Source organism: Phytopseudomonas daroniae, from assembly GCF_004327285.1.
GTDB lineage: Bacteria > Pseudomonadota > Gammaproteobacteria > Pseudomonadales > Pseudomonadaceae > Aquipseudomonas > Aquipseudomonas daroniae.
On record NZ_QJUI01000022.1, the window covers coordinates 1 to 20453 of the forward strand.

Annotated in this window: 17 protein-coding genes; 9 read left to right on the plus strand and 8 right to left on the minus strand. The window is 63.2% G+C overall.

All coding sequences use genetic code 11. The features are described 5' to 3' along the window. Positions 1-159: 159 nt before the first annotated feature. The 5 genes from ggt to DNK06_RS20915 all read right to left on the minus strand — a co-directional run bounded on the left by ggt (position 160) and on the right by DNK06_RS20915 (position 4912). A complete protein-coding gene (gene ggt, locus DNK06_RS20895) occupies positions 160-1743 on the minus strand; it encodes a gamma-glutamyltransferase (protein ID WP_131181919.1) in 1584 nt (527 codons plus the stop codon). A gap of 16 nt (positions 1744-1759) precedes the next feature. After that, positions 1760-2533: an amino acid ABC transporter ATP-binding protein gene (locus tag DNK06_RS20900; RefSeq protein WP_131181920.1), complete on the minus strand. Its 774-nt coding sequence runs from the start codon at positions 2531-2533 to the stop codon at positions 1760-1762. A 1-nt stretch (position 2534) separates the two neighbouring features. Next, positions 2535-3302, minus strand: coding sequence for an amino acid ABC transporter permease (locus tag DNK06_RS20905; protein ID WP_131181921.1), 768 nt, complete (start codon positions 3300-3302; stop codon positions 2535-2537). 9 nt (positions 3303-3311) lie between these two features. Further along, positions 3312-4145 carry an ABC transporter substrate-binding protein gene (locus DNK06_RS20910; protein WP_131181922.1) on the minus strand — a complete coding sequence of 278 codons (834 nt, stop codon included), beginning with the start codon at positions 4143-4145 and terminating at the stop codon, positions 3312-3314. Positions 4146-4240: 95 nt separating this feature from the next. Beyond that, positions 4241-4912: a GntR family transcriptional regulator gene (locus DNK06_RS20915; RefSeq protein WP_242674750.1), complete on the minus strand. Its 672-nt coding sequence runs from the start codon at positions 4910-4912 to the stop codon at positions 4241-4243. Between the two features lie 299 nt (positions 4913-5211). Here DNK06_RS20915 and DNK06_RS20920 point away from each other — a divergent pair, with 299 nt between their 5' ends. Beyond that, positions 5212-6063, plus strand: a complete 852-nt coding sequence (locus tag DNK06_RS20920; protein ID WP_131181924.1) for a Tim44 domain-containing protein — start codon at positions 5212-5214, stop codon at positions 6061-6063. Positions 6064-6385: 322 nt separating this feature from the next. After that, positions 6386-6793 carry an SMI1/KNR4 family protein gene (locus DNK06_RS20925; RefSeq protein WP_075929092.1) on the plus strand — a complete coding sequence of 136 codons (408 nt, stop codon included), beginning with the start codon at positions 6386-6388 and terminating at the stop codon, positions 6791-6793. Positions 6794-7017: 224 nt separating this feature from the next. Here DNK06_RS20925 and DNK06_RS20930 read toward each other — a convergent pair whose 3' ends face one another. Further along, entirely contained in the window at positions 7018-8781 is a 1764-nt protein-coding gene (locus DNK06_RS20930; RefSeq protein WP_131181925.1) for a cation:proton antiporter, read from the minus strand. Between the two features lie 486 nt (positions 8782-9267). On the opposite strand from DNK06_RS20930, the gene DNK06_RS20935 reads away from it, so the two are divergent. Continuing rightward, positions 9268-10650, plus strand: a complete 1383-nt coding sequence (locus DNK06_RS20935) for a glutamine synthetase family protein (RefSeq protein WP_131181926.1) — start codon at positions 9268-9270, stop codon at positions 10648-10650. Between the two features lie 123 nt (positions 10651-10773). On the opposite strand, the gene DNK06_RS20940 is transcribed toward DNK06_RS20935, so the two are convergent. Further along, positions 10774-11505 (minus strand): tetratricopeptide repeat protein, encoded by a 732-nt coding sequence (locus tag DNK06_RS20940; RefSeq protein ID WP_131181927.1) that lies wholly within the window; start codon positions 11503-11505, stop codon positions 10774-10776. A 153-nt stretch (positions 11506-11658) separates the two neighbouring features. Between DNK06_RS20940 and DNK06_RS20945 the strand changes: the two genes are divergently transcribed. The 6 genes from DNK06_RS20945 to DNK06_RS20970 all read left to right on the plus strand — a co-directional run bounded on the left by DNK06_RS20945 (position 11659) and on the right by DNK06_RS20970 (position 19381). Continuing rightward, on the plus strand, positions 11659-12135 hold the full coding sequence (locus DNK06_RS20945; RefSeq protein WP_131181928.1) for an acyl-CoA thioesterase: 477 nt from the start codon (positions 11659-11661) through the stop codon (positions 12133-12135). Between the two features lie 194 nt (positions 12136-12329). After that, positions 12330-14024, plus strand: a complete 1695-nt coding sequence (gene ybaL, locus DNK06_RS20950; protein WP_131181929.1) for a YbaL family putative K(+) efflux transporter — start codon at positions 12330-12332, stop codon at positions 14022-14024. Between the two features lie 273 nt (positions 14025-14297). Beyond that, positions 14298-14732 carry a DUF3301 domain-containing protein gene (locus tag DNK06_RS20955; RefSeq protein ID WP_131181930.1) on the plus strand — a complete coding sequence of 145 codons (435 nt, stop codon included), beginning with the start codon at positions 14298-14300 and terminating at the stop codon, positions 14730-14732. Between the two features lie 59 nt (positions 14733-14791). Continuing rightward, a complete protein-coding gene (locus DNK06_RS20960; RefSeq protein WP_131181931.1) occupies positions 14792-16549 on the plus strand; it encodes a sensor histidine kinase in 1758 nt (585 codons plus the stop codon). Next, the gene (locus DNK06_RS20965) at positions 16546-17895 is read left to right on the plus strand and encodes a sigma-54-dependent transcriptional regulator (protein WP_131181932.1); all 1350 of its coding nucleotides are present in this window, start codon (positions 16546-16548) and stop codon (positions 17893-17895) included. The genes DNK06_RS20960 and DNK06_RS20965 overlap by 4 nt, the downstream gene beginning before the upstream one ends. A 184-nt stretch (positions 17896-18079) precedes the next feature. After that, entirely contained in the window at positions 18080-19381 is a 1302-nt protein-coding gene (locus DNK06_RS20970; RefSeq protein WP_131181933.1) for an MFS transporter, read from the plus strand. A gap of 22 nt (positions 19382-19403) precedes the next feature. Here DNK06_RS20970 and DNK06_RS20975 read toward each other — a convergent pair whose 3' ends face one another. After that, complete coding sequence (locus tag DNK06_RS20975) at positions 19404-20354, minus strand: CobW family GTP-binding protein (protein WP_131181934.1); 951 nt, start codon at positions 20352-20354, stop codon at positions 19404-19406. Positions 20355-20453 lie beyond the last annotated feature (99 nt).

A 20453-nucleotide genomic window follows, 5' to 3' on the forward strand; every position in this document is an offset into this window, starting at 1 on the left:
GGAAACAGGCTGCTTTGCTCGCGACCTTCGCCCTGGATATAGCCCATAAACGACAATGCCCCTATCAACCGATAGAGGCATTGTCTTCAACTCGCCTTCAGACTGCTAGGTTTTCACACAGTCTGCGCAGGTTCCGTTTTTTTTGCCTGCAGCCAGAGTTCAGAAACCCAGTGCGCAGCCATCCTTGCGTGGGTCGGACGCTCCGGTGAGGGTACCCTTTTCCCAATCGATCCAGATCAGCTGCCCACCACCCAGTGGCGTTTCGTGCCGCTCCAGTCGGTGGCCCATGCCCTGCAGCGCTTCGCGCACCTGAGGGCTGACGCCGTCCTCGACCAGCACCTTGCCGTCCTGGTAGATGACCCGCGGCGCGTCCAGCGCCTCCTGCGGATCCAGACCGAAATCCAGAATACCGGTGAGAACATGCACCTGACCGGTGGGCTGGTAGTCGCCCCCCATGACGCCCAGTGGCGCCTGCACGCGGCCATCACGCATCAACATGCCCGGCATGATGGTATGCATGGGGCGCTTTCCCGGTGCCAGGCAGTTGGGATGCTCGGGGTCGAGGCGGAAGCTCAGGCCACGGTTCTGCAACAGCACACCACTCTGCGGCGCCATCACGCCACTGCCGAACTCATGGTAGATGGAGTTGATCAGGCTGACGGCATTGCGTTGTCCGTCGACCACACAGAGGTAGACAGTATCGGAGTGTTCGAACAGTGGCTCGGGCAAATCGGTGCACGCGTGCTGCGGATCGATCTGCCGCTGCATACGCGCACTGTGCTCGGCCGACAACAGTCGCTCGACGGGAACTTTGGCGAATTCCGGGTCGGCGAACCGCTGGTCACGCTCATGGTAGGCCAGTCGCGCCGCCTCGATTTCCAGGTGCAGGCGCCGTGCGCCGTTGGCCTCCAGCCCCTGCTCGAAGCCGGCCAGGGTATTGAGCATCAGCAAGGCCGTCAGGCCCTGGTTGTTCGGTGGTACCTGATACAGCTGGTAACCCTTGTAGTCGGTGTGGATGGGCTCGACGTACTCCCCCCGACAGGTAGAGAAATCCTCCAGGCTGTGCACACCACCGAGGCTGCGCAGATGGTTGACCATATCCTCGGCGACCGGGCCTTCGTAGAAGCCGGCGCGGCCTAGCCGGGCGATGCGTCGCAGGGTACGACCCAACTCGACGTTGCGATGAATGTCACCCGCCCTGGGTATCCGCCCATGGGGCAACAGCACCTTGGCCGCCTCCGGAAACTCGGCCAGCCAGGACGCGTTGTGAGCCCAGTCCGCAGCCACGCGGTCGGCGACCACATAGCCGTTCTCGGCATAGCCGATGGCGTCCTGGAGGATTTCGCCGAGCGGCAGGCTGCCGTGATCCTCCAGCAGCCGGCACCAGGCGTCGATGGCACCGGGAATGGTCACCGCATGGGGCCCGTGGGCAGGCATCGACTCGTGGCCCTGCTCACGCATCCAGTCCAGGTTCACCGCCTGGGGGGCACGTCCTGAACCATTGAAGGCGAGCACTCGATCGCTGCCGGCCGGGGTGTAGAGCACGAAGCAGTCGCCGCCGATACCGGTGGCCTGGGGCTCGACCACGGCCAGCACGGCAGCGGCAGCGATGGCCGCATCCATGGCGTTGCCGCCACGCTTGAGAATGGCCAGGGCGGTCTGGGTCGCCAGAGGGTGCGAGGTGGCCGCCATGCCTTGGGTGGCGCGTACGGGAGAGCGGCCAGGAAGTTGCAGATTACGCATATCGGGATCTCGACAGTCAAAGCACCCGGGACAGGAACGCCCGGGTACGCGGGTGGCTGGGTTGAGTGAATACCTGTTGCGGCGGGCCCTGCTCGATCAGCTCACCCTGGTCGAGCACCACCACACGGTCGGCCACTTCACGGGCGAAGCCCATCTCGTGGGTGACCACGACCATGGTCATGCCATCGGCGGCCAGTTCCTTCATGACCTGCAGCACCTCGCCGACGGTTTCGGGGTCGAGCGCACTGGTTGGCTCATCGAAGAGCATGGCCTGGGGTTTCATGGCCAGCGCACGGGCGATGGCCACGCGCTGCTGCTGGCCACCGGATAGCTGTGACGGGTAATGGTCGGCGCGATCCTTCAGGCCGACCCGTTCGAGTAGCGCCCAGGCCTGCTCCAGCGCCTCGCTGCGGGGCATGCCAAGTACCTGGATCGGTGCCTCGATGATGTTTTCCAACGCGGTCATATGACCGAACAGGTTGAAGCGCTGGAACACCATGCCGATATCGCGGCGCTGCCGCGCGATGCTGCGCTCGGAATCGCGCACCAGGCTGCCATCGGCCCGCTCGCGATAGCCCAGCGTCTGGCCGTTGACCCGAATTCGTCCGCTCTGGATTTCCTCGAGCAGGTTCAGGCAGCGGATGAAGGTGGTCTTGCCGGAACCGGAGGCGCCGATCAGCACCACCACCTCGCCCTTGCGTACGGACAGGGAAATTCCCTTGAGAATCTGCTGATCGCCGAAGGACTTATGGATGCTGCTCGCTTCGATGATGATCTCGTCACTCGGCATGTCAGCGCCCCCTCATGAGCTTCATGGCCTGGCCACCGAACATTCGGCCAGCCGCGTCCGGGCGCCGCTCGGAACGGCCAAAGCGGTATTCCAGCCAGCGCTGGAAGAAGCCCCACAGGGTGGTCAGCAACAGGAAATAAATAGCCACTACCAGGTAGAGTTCGAAAACCCGGAAATTGGCCGATGTGATCATCTGCGTGCTGAGCAACAATTCCTGTACACCGATCACGCTGACCAGCGTGGTGTTCTTCAGCATCACGTTGAACTCGTTGCCCAGCGGCGGCACGATGACCCGGAACGCCTGGGGCATGATCACCCGGCGCATCAGCTTCGTCGGCGTCATGCCCAACGAACGGGCGGCTTCGTACTGGCCCTTGTCCACCGCGTTGAGACCGGAGCGAATGATCTCGGCCATGTAGGCGCCTTCGTTCAACCCCAGGGCGATGATCGCCGCCTGGATCGCCCCCGGCAGGACGAACCAGCCCAGGTCGATGTCCTCGAAGCGGAAGATGCCACCGGCCGCCAGCGCCGTGTACAGGAACACGATCTGCACCAGCAGCGGCGTGCCGCGCATCAGCCAGATGTAGAAGCGCACCGGGTACTGCAACAGTGGATTTCCCGAACGACGCATCAACGCGGCACACAACCCGATGGTGCAACCCAGCAGCATAGCGCAGACGCTGATCACACAGGTCAGCCAGAGCCCATACAGATAGGTGTCGCTGGGTGTCAGCAGGTACTGCCAGAAAATCTCCCAACTGAAAGTCATGATCCTGCCTCAGTAGTCCAGCTTGTCGGTTTCGACGTTCCAGGTCTTCAACATCGCCAGGTAACGCTCGCTCTGCAGCAGGTCGGCGACGGCGAATTTCACCGCTTCGGTGAGTTCGCCGTCGTCCTTGCGGATACCGATTCCGGTCAGGATCTGGCTGAATGCCGGTACCGCCTCTTCGAACAGGCCGGGCACGATGTTCTTGTAATAGCCCGCGGTTTCCACTGTGGTGCCGAAGGCGTCGACCTGCTGCAGGCGCAAGGCCTGGAAGGCATCGTTATCGGTGTTGTAGACGACGATGGTCATCGGCTTCTGGCCAGCGGCGACGAGCTTCTCGTTCTCGGCCTCAAGCAACACACGGATGGTCGAACCATTGAGCGCGGCGACTTTCAGGCCCGACAACGCAGTAAGGCTGTCGATTCCCTTGGGGTTGCCCTGGGGCACGACCACCGACTGGCTGGCGTACATGTAATTGACGATGTTGATGATCTCGCGGCGTTCCGGCTTGTCGAACAACTGGTCGATCACCAGGTCGCACTGTTGCGCCAGCAGTGCCGGCACCATGCCGGCGAAGGGCATCACCCGCCAGTCGATCTTCAGGCCGCCCAGGGTTCTGGCCACATCTTCGGCCACATCCACGGACATGCCCTTGGGCTTTTGCTGCTCGTCGAAGTAGGCCAGGGGTGGCGAGTCCATGCTCGAGCAGAAGGTCAGCTTGTTGCTCTTGACCAGTCGCTCGGGCAGATCGGGCGCGGCCAGCGTGGCCTGAGCCACCAGGGTGAGGGCCAGAACTCCGGCGAACTGGCTTGCGCGGCAATGCAATGAACGTGCAGATGCGGACATGTGAAGCTCCCGTTTCAGTCGATTGGCGGCAGAGTGCTAAAGCGAAAGGCTCGGCGGGTTGCGACCCACTCTCGATCTGTACGGGCCGATCAGGCCTACTTTTCGTGGCTTTGCAGGAAATTCAGCAGGGACGGCACGGTGTCTTCGATATGCTCGCGCAGCACCATCTCTGCACGGCTGGCATCACGACTGCGCAAGGCGTCGAGAATGGCCTCGTGGGCCTCCCGGGCACTGCGAGGCTTGTCCACATGCTGCAGCCACAGACGCATGTGCGGCTCGATCAGCGAATACAGCGCCGAAATCTGCTTCATCAGTCGTGGCCGCCCGCTGAGGCTGCACAGGTACTCATGAAAAACCCGGTGCCGGCGCACCCACTCGCAGCTGTCATCGCGGTATTCGTCCATGTCCTCCAGCAAACGCTCGAGCGTCGACAGATGACGCTCGGTCAGGTTGCCCACCGCCACCTTCACCGCGAGGCTCTCCAGAGCACTGCGCATCTCGAACACCTCGCGCATCTCCTCGATGTCCAGCCCGCTGACGATGGCACCACGATTGGGCCTCAGATTCACCAGGCCTTCGGCGGCCAGACGCCGGAAAGCTTCGCGTACCGGCATGCGGCTCATACCGATTTCCTGAGCGATGTCCTCCGGTTTGAGGCGTTGGCCAGCCTGGTAACGCCCCATGCAGATGCCATCGAGCAGATGCCGGTAAGCCTCTTCCTCGGCGGTCGCAGGTTGGCGATTGGCGAATCCCTGGATAGCTGACAACACGACTGACTCCTCATGACGGGGTTCTGGATTTTTGTATCCAGTTATCCATGGATGCGATCTAGCAGCATCCATGCCATCGGCTGCAGGCGCCTGGAATCGTGGGTTCGGGGAGGTGTGCGGGTCGCATCGTCGGATGACGGTGGTTCGATACGGGGCGAGGGTGGGCATTTTTGGAGCGCGCCGGGCCACTGCATATAGGCAATGGGCAAAAGCCCGAAACATTCTGTTGCTGGTCATGCCGGCTCGGCGCGGGCAAGATGCCCAGCAGCGTTTCAATAACCAAGAGAAAACCGATAATGCAGCGTTTCCTCAGTATTGCCCTGGTGCTTTGCCTGGGCCTGTCCTTCAGCTTCCATGCCGATGCCAAACGTTTTGGCGGCGGCAAGTCGTTCGGCGCCGCGCCAAGCCATCAGACCCGCCAGGCCGCGCCACCTTCGCAGCCTAATGCCAATGCCGCCGCTCCGGGTCGTACCCCGGCTGCCGCCAGCGGTGCTTCGCGCTGGCTCGGCCCACTGGCCGGCCTGGCCGCCGGTGGTCTGCTGGCCTCGATGTTCATGGGCGATGGCTTCGAAGGCCTGCAGATCATGGACATGCTGATCTTCGGCCTGATCGCCTTCCTGCTGTTCCGTTTCCTTGCCGCCCGCCGCCAAAAGCTACAGCCTAATGTCGCTGCTGCCGGTGGTGCACCGTTCCAGCGCGAAGCCCATGGCCAGCCTGCTCAGCCGTCGATCTTCGGTGGCAGCGGCAATGCCGCGATCAAGCCGGTGATCAACGCCCCGGCCTGGTTCAACGAGCAGAGCTTCGTCAATGCCGGTCGCGAGCACTTCCTCAGCCTGCAGCAGCACTGGGATGCCGACGAAATGGACAAGATCGCCGAGTTCGTCACCCCGCAACTGCTGGAATTCCTCAAGCGCGAGCGCGCCGATCTGGGTGATGGCTTCCAGTCCACCTATATCGACGACCTCGAGGTGCAGTTGGACGGTGTCGATGATCAGGCTGACAAAACCATCGCCACCCTGACCTTCAGCGGCCTGTCGAAGACCTCGCGCTTCGACCAGGGTGAAGTCTTCAGCGAAAGCTGGCGCCTCGAGCGCGCGACCGGTGACAACCAGCCTTGGCTGGTCGCCGGTATCCGCCAGAACGGCTGATCCCCACGCGTGACACAGAACCCGGGCTTGCCCGGGTTCTGTTTTTTTGGCGACCGGGTTTCAAACCCCATCGCTTGGTCGTTGCGCCACAGCGCAGGATGCGCACCCCAAAGGCGCCGTCTCGTCCGCAACGAGGCCGATAAGATATCCACACCCCAACCGACGTGGCGTTTTGCCTTTTTCCGACTTGTGACTATTTTCCATTCAGCGTAAAACGCTGCGCTATTACAAGAGTATTGAACCAGACGGCGGCTGACCGAGCGCTCGTCTGTTTGTGCTTGCCAAGCCTGATGAGAATCACCGACCTCTGCTGGAGCCGCTCGTGGAAGAAGTCATCGAACAACTGCGTGAACTGAACGAACCGGTGCCGGTACCGCTGGAGTTGCCGGAAGAAGAGTTGCTGGTGGAGATCGAGGAGCAGATCCTCATCAATCTGCCGTTCGAGCTACGCGAGTTTCTGCTCAAGGTCAGCGACGTGGTCTACGGCCGCCTGGAGCCGGTCACGGTCACCGACCCGCAGTCGCACACCTACCTGCCGGAAGTGGCCTCGGTAGCCTGGTCGCTGGGCGTACCCCGCGAGCTAGTGCCGATCTGCGAGGATCAGGGCAACTACTACTGCGTCGAGCAGGACGGCACCGTACTGCTGTGGGATGGCGAAGAAGAAGACCTTACCGACGAAAGCTGGGACTCGGTGTGGCACTGGGTGCGTGAAGTCTGGCTGGAGGAGTGACAGCAGCTGCAAGCTGCAAGCTGCAAGCTGCAAGCTGCAAGACAAGCATTCAGCGCTGACCCAGCTTGGGTAACCTGGCATCGAGCGCAGCGATACCGAAGAGACAGCCAGCACTTCGCCTCGCTCAGTGACCCGCTGTAGCAGCGCAAACGCAAAGCCCCGTGCTCGCTTTCACGAGCACGGGGCTTTTTCTTGCAGCTTGTGGCTTGAAACTTGTCGCTGCCTCAGTGATGCCCGGGTGTCTCGGGCTTGTCGAGCGTCTCGAACAAAGCGATCTGCAGGCGTGTGTGCACGCGGATGAACCAGCGCCACAGCAGCGCCGCCACTCCGGCGGCGACCACGCCGACCAGCAACAACATGTCGTTGGACGGCAGGATGCTCGACGACAGTGCCGTCAGCAGCACCATGATGCCGACCAGCGACAGCAACGGAATCACCTCGGAAATCACCTTGCGCACCCGCGCCGTATGGCGACCGGCTTTCTCCTGGCGCACGCCCATCTCGGCGAGCAGCATGGAGAGCGCCTTGATCTTGCGGTACGCCGCGATCAGGCACGGCAGCGACAGCAGCAGCGCCGCGCCCCAGATAACTGCCTTGCGCAGGTTTTCCTGATCCAGCCACTGGCCCAGCCAGGCACCGATCTGCGTGGCGAAGAAGGCGATGCCGAGGAAGATCGCCACCACGAATGCCAGGTTGACCAACACCTGCAGGACGATCTTGCGGATCATTCCCGCCAGTATCGCGCCCTGGCCTTGCGGCTGGATGCTGCGCAGCCACTCGCCGTACAGCGAGAATACCCGCGACACGCGCTGCGGCATCACCTTGCCCAGGCTTATCGCCAACGGATCGGCGGAGCGGATCAGGTACGGCGTGGTCAGGGTGGTGATCACCGACACGGCCACCGCCACCGGATAGAGAAAGTCGCTGGTCACCTGCAGGGTCATGCCCAAGGTGGCGATGATGAAGGAGAACTCGCCGATCTGCGACAGACCCATGCCCACGCGCAGCGAGGTGCGCCCGTCGTTGCCGGCGATGAACGAACCGATGCTGCAGGAAAATACCTTGCCGACGATCACGGCGACGGTGATTACCGCGATCGGCCAGGCGTATTCGACCAGCACAGTGGGGTCGAGCAGCAGGCCGATGGCAACGAAGAAGATGGCGCTGAACATGTCTCGTACCGGCTCGATCAGACGCTCGATCTGCACCAACTGGCGAGACTCGGCCATGATCGCGCCGATCAGGAAGGCGCCCAGCACCATGCTGTATTCCAGCTTGACCACCAACAGGCAGAAACCGAAGCATATGCCCAGCACTGCCACCAGCAGCATCTCGTTGCTTTCGAACTTGGCCACGTAGGCGAGGATGCGCGGCACCAGGATGATGCCGATGACCAGGGCGACGATCATGAACAGCGACAGTTTGCCGACGGTGGCGAACACCTCGCCGGTTTCCACGCTACCGCTCAGGGCGATACCGGAGAGCAGCGCGATGATGCCGATACCGAGGATGTCCTCGACGATCAGTACACCAAAGATCAGTTGGGCGAAGCGCTCGTTCTTCATCTTCAGGTCGCCGAGCGCCTTGATGATGATGGTGGTCGAGGAAATCGCCAGGATCGCACCGAGGAACAGCGAATCCATGGTGTTCCAGCCGAAGTAGCGGCCAATCTCGAAACCGATCCAGATCATCAGGATGATTTCCAGGAACGCCGCGATGAAAGCCGTTGCCCCGACGTTGAACAGCTTGCGCAGGCTGAATTCCAGCCCCAGGCAGAACATCAGGAAGATCACCCCCAGCTCGGCGAGGGTGCGGATGGTCTCTTCATCGTGGATCAGGCCGAACGGTGGCGTATGCGGGCCGATCAGAAAGCCGGCGAGGATGTAACCGAGCACCACTGGCTGCTTGAAGCGGTGGAACAGCACGGTGACCACGCCGGCCACCAGCATGATCACCGCTAGATCCTGGATGAAGCTGATGGCATGCATGAGGAAACTGCTCCTTTTTTTGGGCAGGCACAAGCGCGCTCGGGCGGCTGCTCGATGGCTCACGTGAGCCTGCTGAAGAATGGGGGTTATCGGCCCGTTGCTGGGCCACTTTGACCGCAGGTTAACATCCGAGCCGTACCCGTCGCGATGCGGCAATATTCGGAAACATTTGCCTCCAAGCGCCAGCCGCACGCGGTTGTGCAGGTACCGCAAAAAGACGCTCGACGCTGTTTCCAGGTCACCGGCAGCACGCATGACAGCCTGGTTTTCAGGCATCGAGCACGTACCACGACCTGCAGAGAAACTGCACATGGTCGCCAGCGACATTTCACGACAGCCTGCAGACCGCCCTGCACCTGTACCCGATCAACCGTGGCATTCTCATGACACTGTGCTGCCCAAGTACCAGCACCGATAACCGACCCAACCCCGGTGGATGAATAAAGCGCCAGCTACGCGCCCCGATCCCCCAACGCGAGACCCACCATGCAATTCGCCGATATCCAGGAAGCCGAAGCCTTTCTCGCCGCCAACCCGCAAGTACGCAGCATCGAGCTGTTCTTGATCGATGCCAATGGCGTGCCACGCGGCAAGCTGCTGCACCGTGACGAACTGCTGGCCATGTACCGCAACGGCCGGCCACTGCCGAGCACCATTCTTGGCCTGACCATCAATGGCGACGATGTCGAGGAAACCGGGCTGGTCTGGGAAGTGGGCGATGCCGATTGCTGGACTTACCCACTGCCGGGCAGCCTGACCCTGCAGCCATGGCGCAACCACCCTACCGGGCAGGTGCAGGTAAGCATGCACCCCGAGCAGGGCTTGCCGGCAGCCCCCGCCGACCCTCGGCACGTGCTGATCCGCTGCATCGATGCGCTCAAGGCCGATGGCCTGCATCCGGTGATGGCGGTGGAGCTGGAGTTCTACCTGCTCGACCGCGAACGAGGCGAACAGGGTCGACCGCTGCCAGCGCGGCAGATGAACGGCCAGCGCCCTCACGCCACCCAGGTGTATGGCGTGTACGAGCTGGAACAGTTGCAGCCGTTTCTCGACGATCTCTATGCCGCCTGCGAAGCCCAGGGGCTGCCGGCGCGCACGGCGATCTCCGAGTACGCACCGGGCCAGGTCGAGATCACTCTGGAGCACCGCTTCGACGCCTTGCAGGCCATCGATGAAGGCGTGCGCTACAAGCGCCTGGTCAAGGGTGTCGCCAATCGCCACGGGCTACAAGCCTGTTTCATGGCCAAGCCGTTCGGCGATCTGGCCGGCTGTGGCATGCATATGCACGTCAGCCTTGCCGACGAGCAGGGCAACAACCTGATGGCGTCGGAGCTTTCCGATCTTGAAGGCAGCCACGGCACGCCGCTGTTGCGTCACGCCATCGGCGGCATGATGGCCACCCTGCTCGATTCCCTGGCACTGTTCTGCCCCAACGCCAACTCGTTCCGCCGTTTCCAGGCCAACAGCTACGCACCGCTGGCCAAAAGCTGGGGCGTGAACAACCGCACCGTGTCGTTCCGCGTACCGGGCGGCCCGGCGGCCAGCCGGCATATCGAGCACCGCATCTGCGGCGCCGATGCCAACCCCTACCTGGCGGCGGCGGCGATCCTCGCTGGCATCCATCACGGCGTCAGCCAGAAAATCGACCCGGGCACCCCCATCGTCGGCAACGGCTACGCTCAGGCCACCGACGTGCTACCCACCGACTGGCTCGGCGCCCTGCGCGCCCTGGAACAATCGGAATGGGCGAAGGAAGCGCTGGGTGCGGATTTCCTCAAGGTGTTCCTGGCGATCAAGCAGACCGAGTATCGCCAGTTCATGGCCGAGGTGGGTGAGCAGGATTGGCGCTGGTATCTGAATCAGGCGTGAAATCACGAGGTTCATGTAGGGGCTGCGGGGGCGCCTAGCCTTGCTGGCGATAGCGGGTGATCGCCATCACTGGCGTGGCGAACACCGTATCGTGTTCATCACTGTTCATCTGTGTGGATCGAATCAGCGCTCTTGCTCCTGCGGTTCGGCGCTGACCTTCAGGTAATTGCCCACCACGCTGATACCGGCGCCACCATATTGCTGACATTTCGGATCGAAGACTTCCAGCACGCGAACATCCAGCCCCTCATGGAACAGCTCGACGGCACAGCCCTGAGGCAAGTCCGCTGCCGTCAGCTGGAAATAGGCTTTCTCGCCCTGCAGCACCCCCTGCAGATCGCCGATGGCAGCCGGGCCATAGTCCTCGACCTTGGCGCCCGCACGCAGCGGGGAAAAATGCGCGCGGTAGCTGCCGTCCGGCTGACGGCTGATGTCCAGGCTGCTCCATACCGCCGCGCCGGAGTAACGCAGATAGCGCCCTTCGAGGCTGGCGCCGAGGGCCTGATAATCCAGCGCCGCGGATACGGAGCGCAGATTGTGACGCGTGGCCGTGCCCTGCATGCCGCCGGTCAATGCCAGATTCAACCAGGCCCGGGCCTGGCCCGTCTGCTTGAGGCGCAGGTTGGCTACCACCAGATTGTTCAACGCCAGCTCACGGGCGGCGCTGTCCTCGCCTTGCTCGGCACGTCGCAACTGGCGCTCGAAGGCGTCTGCAGCCTCATCGTAACGTCCCGCCTGATAGGCTGCGGTACCGGCCGCGTTGCACAGGCTGACGCTATCGCAGGACTGCGGTGTGGCCTGGGCAATACCAGCCAATAGCGGCAGCAGGGCGTAGCAAAGAAGGGTGCGCTTCATGGTGTCTTCCTTGTTGATGAATGAATGGCTATGGCTCTGAGAGCGAAATGCCGGTACATACGTTGCAGCAATCGAGTACATAGACACAATCGACCAGCCAATGCCGCGCAGACGGTGGACAATCGCCCCTTTCAACCTGATGAGCCGAGCACTATGGAACCCGGAAACGCCCAACTGACGATGACCGTCCTGATGACCCCGGACATGGCCAATTTTTCCGGTAATGTGCACGGCGGCACCCTGCTCAAGTACCTCGACGAAGTGGCCTATGCCTGCGCCAGCCGCTACGCCGGTCGCTACGTGGTGACGCTGTCGGTGGATCAGGTGACGTTCCGCGAACCGGTACACGTCGGCGAGCTGGTGACCTTTCTCGCTTCGGTCAATTACACCGGCCGCACCTCCATGGAAGTCGGCATCAAGGTGATCACCGAAAACATCCGCGAGCGCTCGGTACGCCATACCAATAGCTGCTTCTTCACCATGGTGGCAGTCGACGAGCAGGGTAAATCCACCGAAGTGCCGCCCCGTCAACCGCAGACCTCGGAGGAACGTCGGCGTTTCGAACAGGGTCAACAGCGCCGTGAGATCCGCCAGGAGCTGGAAAGCCGCTATCGGGCCCTCAGAGGCTAGACGTGACGGGCCTCACAGCAATTTACGGTACGATAGAAACATCTTGTATAAAGACCCTTTAGTTATAAGTAACATTTTAATATAAAATATTGGTCTTTATGGTCGGGCAATCCGACCCTGGCCGCTACGCAGTTCTGCGCTGTATCCCCCTGCAGTGCAGGCATGCCAGGCCCTTCTGTTCATAGGGAGAATGCATGCCTCATCACACACCCTTGATTGCGACAATCGCCGCCGGCTTCGTGCTGGCCTACCTGTTCGGCAGCCTGGCCAACCGCCTGCGCCTGTCGCCACTGGTAGGCTATTTGCTCGCTGGCGTGATCGTCGGCCCCTTCACCCCCGGCTTCGTTGCCGACAAAGAACTATCCCACGAAATTTCCGAGATCGGCGTGATCCTGCTGATGTTCGGCGTGGGCCTGCATTTCTCCCTGAAAGACCTGATGTCGGTCAAACACATCGCCATTCCCGGCGCCGTGGTGCAGATCGCCGTTGCCACGGTCATGGGCATGGGCTTGTCCTGGGCCATGGGCTGGGGCTGGGGCGCCGGCCTGGTGTTCGGCCTGGCGCTGTCGGTGGCCAGTACCGTGGTACTGCTGCGCGCCCTGGAAGAACGCCAACTGATCGACACCCGCCGCGGCAAGATCGCCGTGGGCTGGCTGATCGTCGAAGACCTGGTGATGGTGCTGGCGCTGGTGCTGCTGCCGGCGCTGTCCGGCGTACTGGGTGGCATTCCCCAGGGCGACGGTTCCAGCAGCATCGGCATGCAGTTGCTGATCACCCTCGGCAAGGTCAGCGCCTTCGTCGTGTTGATGGTCGTGGTCGGTCGGCGGGTCATTCCCTGGCTGCTGGAGCGTAGCGCCGGCACCGGCTCCCGTGAGCTGTTCACCCTGGCCGTGCTGGCCATCGCCATGGGCATCGCCTACGGCTCGGCGCAGTTGTTCGGGGTGTCATTCGCCCTCGGCGCCTTCTTCGCCGGGATGATCCTCAACGAGTCGGAGTACAGCCACAAGGCAGCCGAGGACTCTCTGCCGCTACGCGACGCCTTCGCCGTGCTGTTCTTCGTCTCGGTGGGCATGCTGTTCAACCCGTCGATCCTGCTCGAACAGCCGCTGCTGGTGCTGGGCACCTTCCTGGTCATCGTGTTCGGCAAGTCGCTGGCGGCGATGCTGATCGTGCTGGCGTTCCGCAAACCGCTGAGCACGGCGCTGACCATCTCGGTGAGTCTGGCGCAGATCGGTGAGTTCTCCTTCATTCTCATCGGCCTGGGCATTGGCCTGAACCTGGTGCCGGAAGCAGGCCGCGACCTGGTGCTGGCCGGCGCGATCCTGTCGATTCTCTGCAATCCGCTGCTGTTCCTGCTGATCGACCGTTTGCAGCCGTGGCTGGATCGTCGCGAAAACACCACGCCAGCCGATCAGGCCAGTGTGGCGGACAGCGAAGACAACGACCTGCACCCGATCAGCGAAGTCGGCCACGCCATTCTCATCGGCCACGGCCGTGTCGGCAGCCGGATCAGCAAGCGCCTGCGTGGCGAAGGCGTGCCGCTGGTGATCATCGACGACAACCGTACCCGCGCCCAGGAACTGCGCGAGGAAGGTTTCAGCGTGGTACTCGGCAACGCCGCCAGCACTCACGTGCTGGAGCTGGCCAATGTCGCTCAGGCGCGCTGGCTGATGATCGCCATCCCCAACAGCCTGGAGGCCGGCCAGATCGCCCTGCATGGCCGTCAGGCCAATGCCGGCCTGGACATCATCGCCCGCGCTCACTTCGACGATGAAGTCGATTACCTGCGCGAGCACAACGCCGACCTGGTGGTGATGGGCGAGCGGGAAATCGCCCGGGTGATGTTCGAACGCCTGGGGCTGCAGGCACCGGCTCCGGTCGCGCAATAGGCCGACAGGGATATCCTGGCGCCCTGCAGCAAAAGCAGGGGCGCCAGGCAATCGCGGGAACTACTGTCCAGTAGGAGCGGCGGGGGCGCCTAGCCTTGCCGGCGATGCGACAGTGGCCTTGCCGCGTGATCGGCAGGGAAATCACTCATCGCCCGCAAGCGGGTTCCTACAAATGTGCAATTGGCACAGAGCGGCGAACGGGCCGATTCGCGGGCGGCAACTGTCACGGTAGATCGGGTAAGCTGAGCGCTCACTGTCCCGAGCCCGTGCACCATGTTGACCCTTGGCAATCTGTTCGTCCTGATGCTGCTGGCCGCCGCTGCCGCTTGGCTGTGGCACGGCCATGGCATTCGCGAACGCGCGCTGACGCTGATCAAGCAGCATTGCAGCAAGCTGGATATCGAGTTGCTCGACGGCAACGTCGCCTTCCAGCGTTTCGGTATCGTCCGGGATGGCCGCGGCAACCGCCGTTTCGCACGGGTCTACGGCTTCGAATTCACGGTCACCGGCGAGCAGCGCCATGGCGGGCGCATCGTCATGTTCGGCGCACACCTGGGCAATATCGAACTGGATCCCTATCCATTCCGCGAACCGGCGGCGGCACTGCCACCGACACCGACACCGACACCGACACCGACAACACGACAGTCTGGCCAGGTGATCGAGTTGCAGCAATGGCGGCGCGACCACCCCACACCGCGGGAGTGATTCGGCCGATCGACCCTGTGCTATCGTCAGCCGCTCACTCGTCTGGCTGATCCGCGTTCATGTCCTCCCGCTCCCTGCGCATCGTCCTGCTGACTGCCCTGTTGCTCGCTGGCCTGTGCCTGTCCGTCTACCTGGCCGAGCGTCAGGCCGAACGCCAGCGTCTGGCGGAAGCCGGCCAACAGGCGCAGGAACAGCTGGCCGCCTACGCCGGTACTTTGCAAACCCTGATCGACCGCTACCGCGCATTGCCTGCGGTGCTGGCGCTCGATCCCGAGCTGGGCGAAGCCCTGCAGCGCCCGCTCACGCCGGTGTTGCAGCATCGCCTGAATCTCAAACTGGAAGCCATCAACGCCGCCGCCCATTCCTCGACGCTGCAGGTGATGAATGCCGACGGGCTGGGCATCGCCGCCAGCAACTGGCGCCTGCCGACCAGTTACGTCGGCCACGACTACAGCTTCCGCCCGTATTTCAGCGAAGCGCGGAGCCATGACACCGGGCGTTTCTATGCGGTGGGCGTGACCAGCGGCATTCCTGGCTATTTCCTTTCCCATGCCGTGCGCGATGGCAGCGGGCGGTTTCTCGGCACCGTGGTGGTCAAACTGGAGTTCCCCAGTATCGAGCAGGCCTGGAGCCAGAGCCCTCACGTGCTGTTGGTCAGTGATCGACAGGGCATCACCTTTATCGCCAACCGAGCCGCCTGGCGTTACCGCGAGTTGCAGGCGATCCCCGAAGCGGTGCGCGAGATGCTCGCAGCCACCCGTCAGTACGACAAGAAGCCCCTGGCACCCTTGAGTTACCGGCAACGCCAATCCCTCGCCGATGAAGGCCGCCTGGTACGCATCGACAGCCCGGAGCTGGCTGGCGACTACCTGTGGGAAACCCGCGCCTTGGAGAGTGAGGATTGGACGCTGCACCTGCTGCGCGACACCCGCAGCATCGCCGACAACACCCACGCCGCGAGCCTGGCCGCTGGCGGCGCATGGCTGGCGCTGTTTCTGCTCGGCCTGGTGGTACATCAGCGCTGGCGTATCGCCCGTTTGCGCCAGCGTGCCAGTGACGAATTGCAGGCGCTGGTCGAACAACGCACTGCCGCGTTGCGCACTGCCCAGGAGGGTCTGGTACAGGCCGCCAAACTGGCCGCTCTGGGGCAGATGTCCGCCGCCCTCGCCCATGAAATCAACCAGCCGCTGACCGCCCTGCAGGTGCACCTCGGCACCCTGCGCATGATCCTCGCCGACGGCGAACTGGAAGAGGCGCGCCAGTCCCTGGTTCGCCATGAGGAACTGCTGCAGCGCATGGCCGCCCTGGCCGGCCACCTGAAAACCTACGCACGCAAGAGCCCCGGCGGCTTGCGCGAAACCCTGGAACTGGGCGCCGTGCTCGACAAGGCCCTGCAACTGCTGGAGCCACGCCTGCGGGATGTCGAGGTGCACATCCAGCGCACGCCAGAGCAACCCGCCTGGGTCGCCGGCGATGCGATACGCCTGGAACAGGTGCTGGTCAACCTGATCCGCAACGCCCTCGATGCGATGCAGGATCACCCGGCGCCACGCCTTACAATCGAACTGGAGCTCACAGACGATCACTGGGCGCTGCATATCGACGATATCGGCGCAGGTATCGATACCGAAGCCTTGCCGCAGCTGTTCGATCCCTTCTTCACCACCAAACCGGTGGGCGATGGCCTGGGCCTCGGCCTGGCGGTGTCCTATGCCATCGTTCGTGAACTGGACGGCGACCTGCAGGCCGCCAACCGTCCCGAGGGCGGTGCCCGCTTCACCCTGCGCCTGCCCGCTGCCCCACAGGAGACCGCATGACCCCCAGTGTGATTTTCGTCGACGACGAGGCGCCCATCCGCGAAGCCGTGCGCCAATGGCTGGAGCGATCGGGCTTTCAGGTGCACTTGTGTGCCAGTGCCCGGGAATGCCTGGAACTGCTGCCCGAAGACTTCCCCGGCGTGGTGATCAGCGACCTGCGCATGCCGGGGATGGACGGCATGGCACTGCTGGAACAGGTGCAGGCGCGCGATGCCGAGCTGCCGTTCCTGCTGGTGTCCGCCCATGGTGACGTGCCCCAGGCCGTGGAAGCCATGCGCCTGGGCGCCTATGACTTCATCGAGAAACCCTTCACCCCAGAGCGCCTGCTCGGCAGCCTGCGCCGCGCGCTGGAAAAGCGTCGGCTGACCCAGGAGAACCGGCAACTGCGCCAGCAGGTCGAGCACAAGGATGAGCTGGCCGGTCGTCTGCTCGGCTTCTCCACGGCCATGGTGCAGTTGCGTCGTCAGGTACTCGAACTGGCACACACGCCGGCCAACGTGCTGATGCGCGGCGAGACCGGTAGCGGCAAGGAACTGGTCGCCCGCTGCCTGCACGACTTCGGCCCGCGCGCCAACGGCCCCTTCGTCGCCCTCAACTGTGCGGCCATCCCGGAAAACCTCTTCGAGAGCGAGCTGTTCGGCCATGAAAGCGGTGCCTTCACCGGTGCCCAGGGCAAGCGTATCGGCAAGCTCGAACATGCCAACGGCGGCACCCTGTTCCTCGACGAAATCGAAAGCATGCCCCTGGGCCAGCAGGTCAAACTGTTGCGCGTATTGCAGGAACGTCAGCTCGAGCGACTCGGTTCCAACCAGGTGATCGCTCTCGACCTGCGTGTGGTGACCGCCACCAAGCCGGATCTGCACGAGCGGGTGCGCGAGGGGCAATTCCGCCAGGATCTGCTGTACCGCCTCAACGTCGCCGAGCTGCAACTGCCGGCGTTGCGCGAACGCCGCGAGGATGTGCCCATGCTGTTCGAGCACCACGCCCGGCAAATCGGCCAGCGCTTCGAACGCCCGGTACCGCCGGTCACCCCGGCGTTACTCGCCCATCTGCTGGCCCACGACTGGCCGGGTAATGTGCGCGAGCTGGTCAACGCCGCCGAGCGCCATGTGCTGGCGCTATCCGGCCCCGCCAACCAGGCAGCCGTTGTGGATAACTCGCTCGGTGCGCGCATGGAGACCTTCGAGGCGCAATGCCTGCGCGAGGCCCTGACCAGTTGCCACGGCGACATGAAAATGGTCACCGAACTGCTGCAACTGCCACGTCGCACCCTGAACGAGAAGATGCAGCGCCATGGTCTGCTGCGCACCGACTTTCTCGATAGCGAGACGCCCAGCACCGGCTGAACGCAGCCTGGCAAGATTCCGCTAGACCGGGCAACGACCTAGCAGGTTTCCGCCAGACTTTCCCCCTCCGATCTCGCCTCAAGCCCCGCAGGCCGGGCCTCCTGGCCCCTGGCACAGCTTCTGCAATGAGCCAGCCAGCGCCTATCTGTGCGTACAAGAATAATGACGAGATCGAGGAAACATGATGGAAAGCACCAGCACGCTGTCTGCCCCCGCGCAAACGCGCACCACGTCCCAACGCATCAAATCCATTTTCAGCGGCTCCGTCGGCAATCTCGTCGAATGGTACGACTGGTACGTCTACGCCGCCTTTTCGCTGTACTTCGCCAAGGCCTTCTTCCCCCAGGGCGACATGACCGCACAGTTGCTCAACACTGCCGCGATCTTCGCCGTGGGCTTCCTGATGCGCCCTATCGGCGGCTGGCTGATGGGCATCTACGCCGACCGCAAGGGTCGCAAGGCCGCGCTATTGGCCTCGGTACTGCTGATGTGCTTCGGCTCGCTGATCATCGCCCTGACCCCCAGCTATGAAACCATCGGCGTCGCCGCGCCGGTATTGCTGGTGATCGCACGCCTCTTGCAGGGCCTGTCGGTCGGTGGCGAATACGGCACCTCGGCCACTTATCTGTCGGAGATGGCGACCAAGGAACGTCGTGGTTTCTTCTCCAGCTTCCAGTACGTGACGCTGATCTCCGGCCAGCTCATCGCCCTGGCGGTGCTGATCATCCTGCAGCAGACCCTGACCGTAGAGCAGCTGGAAACCTGGGGCTGGCGCGTGCCTTTCGTGATCGGTGCGCTGTGCGCCGTGGTGGCCATGTACCTGCGTCGCGGCATGGAGGAGACCGACTCGTTCAAGAAGAGCGAGGCGCCGAAGGAAAACATCATGCGCACCCTGCTGCGCCATCCCAAGGAACTGCTCACCGTGGTCGGCCTGACCATGGGCGGTACCCTGGCCTTCTATACCTACACCACCTACATGCAGAAGTACCTGGTCAACACCGTGGGCATGAGCAAGAACGACTCGACCATGATCTCGGCCGCCACGCTGTTCCTGTTCATGCTCCTGCAACCGATGGTGGGCGCGCTGTCCGACAAGATCGGCCGGCGCCCGATCCTGATTGCCTTCGGTGTACTGGGCACGCTGTTCACCTACCCGATCCTCACCACGCTGCATACCGTACAGACCTGGTGGGGCGCGTTCTTCCTGATCATGGCGGCGCTGATCATCGTCAGCGGTTACACCTCGATCAACGCGGTGGTGAAGGCCGAGCTGTTCCCCACCGAGATCCGCGCCCTGGGCGTCGGCCTGCCGTACGCGCTGACCGTGTCGGTCTTCGGCGGTACCGCCGAGTACGTCGCGCTGTGGTTCAAGAGCGTGGGCCTGGAGAGCGGTTTCTACTGGTACGTGACTGGCTGTATCGCCTGCTCGCTGCTGGTCTACGTGACCATGAAGGACACCCGCACCCACTCGCGGATGAACGACTGATCGCCTGAACCGGACGCCCCCATCACGCGCGGCAGGCAGCCATTGCCGCGCGCAACGCGGCGGCGTCCTGAGGGCTGCTGAAGATCAGCTCCAACCGTGAATCCTTGCGCCACTCGCTGTTTTGCCAGTGCAAGGCCTGTCCCTCCAGGGCATTGACCGAGAGCCAGCCGGCATTGGTCTGCAGCACCAGCTTGGCACGTCGCCACACCAGCGTCGCCAGCCATTGCTGCACCCGCAGCAGGTCGAAACGCTGGCTGGGGTGCCAGCGCCAACCGATGCTCCAGCCTTCAGGTTGATCCTGGATCAGGCAGATCGGCTCCTCGACGCTGCGCCAGACCGCAGCGGGTGGTAACGGGCCATCCGGTAAAGATCCGCTAGCCGCGGCTGTCACGGGTGCCGTTGGCAGACGGCTGAACGGCAACATGCCCTGGCTCGTCCAGCACAGCGCTCGCTGCAGGCTGCCTTCGATGCGCGCACGGGCTGCGTCATCGACCCCCTCGCTCTTGTTCAGCACCAGCAGCCCGGCGTGGGGCAAGGCATCGCGCTGACTATCGGCGAGCGGCACGCCGGCCACCAGGGCAGCGGCGTCGAGCACCATCAGCAGCGGTTGCACGGCCAGTACCCCCTCCCAGGGCGCCTGGCTCAGTTGTTCCAGCAGATTCAGCGGATGACCAAGCCCGGATGGCTCGATGAACAGGCGATCCGGTTTGGCCTTGCGCAGCAGACGGCCCAGGCCGACCTGAAAGGGCACGCCATTGACGCAGCACAGGCAACCACCGGCCACCTCGCTGAAGCTCAGGCCATCCTCGTCACGGGCCAACAACGCGGCGTCCAGGCCGATCTGTCCGAACTCGTTGATCAGCACCGCCCAGCGCTCGCCCGCAGGCCGCTGCGCCAGCAACTGACGGATCAGGCTGGTCTTGCCAGCGCCCAGCGGGCCGGCAATCAGGTGGGTGGGTATCTGTTTCAACATGTCGCCATGGTGAAGGGTCGGCGGCGCAGGGGAAAGCTCGGCTTGCGATAATCTCGCCACAGCCTCTACAGTTGCGCATCATTCTCTGGAGTTGGATCG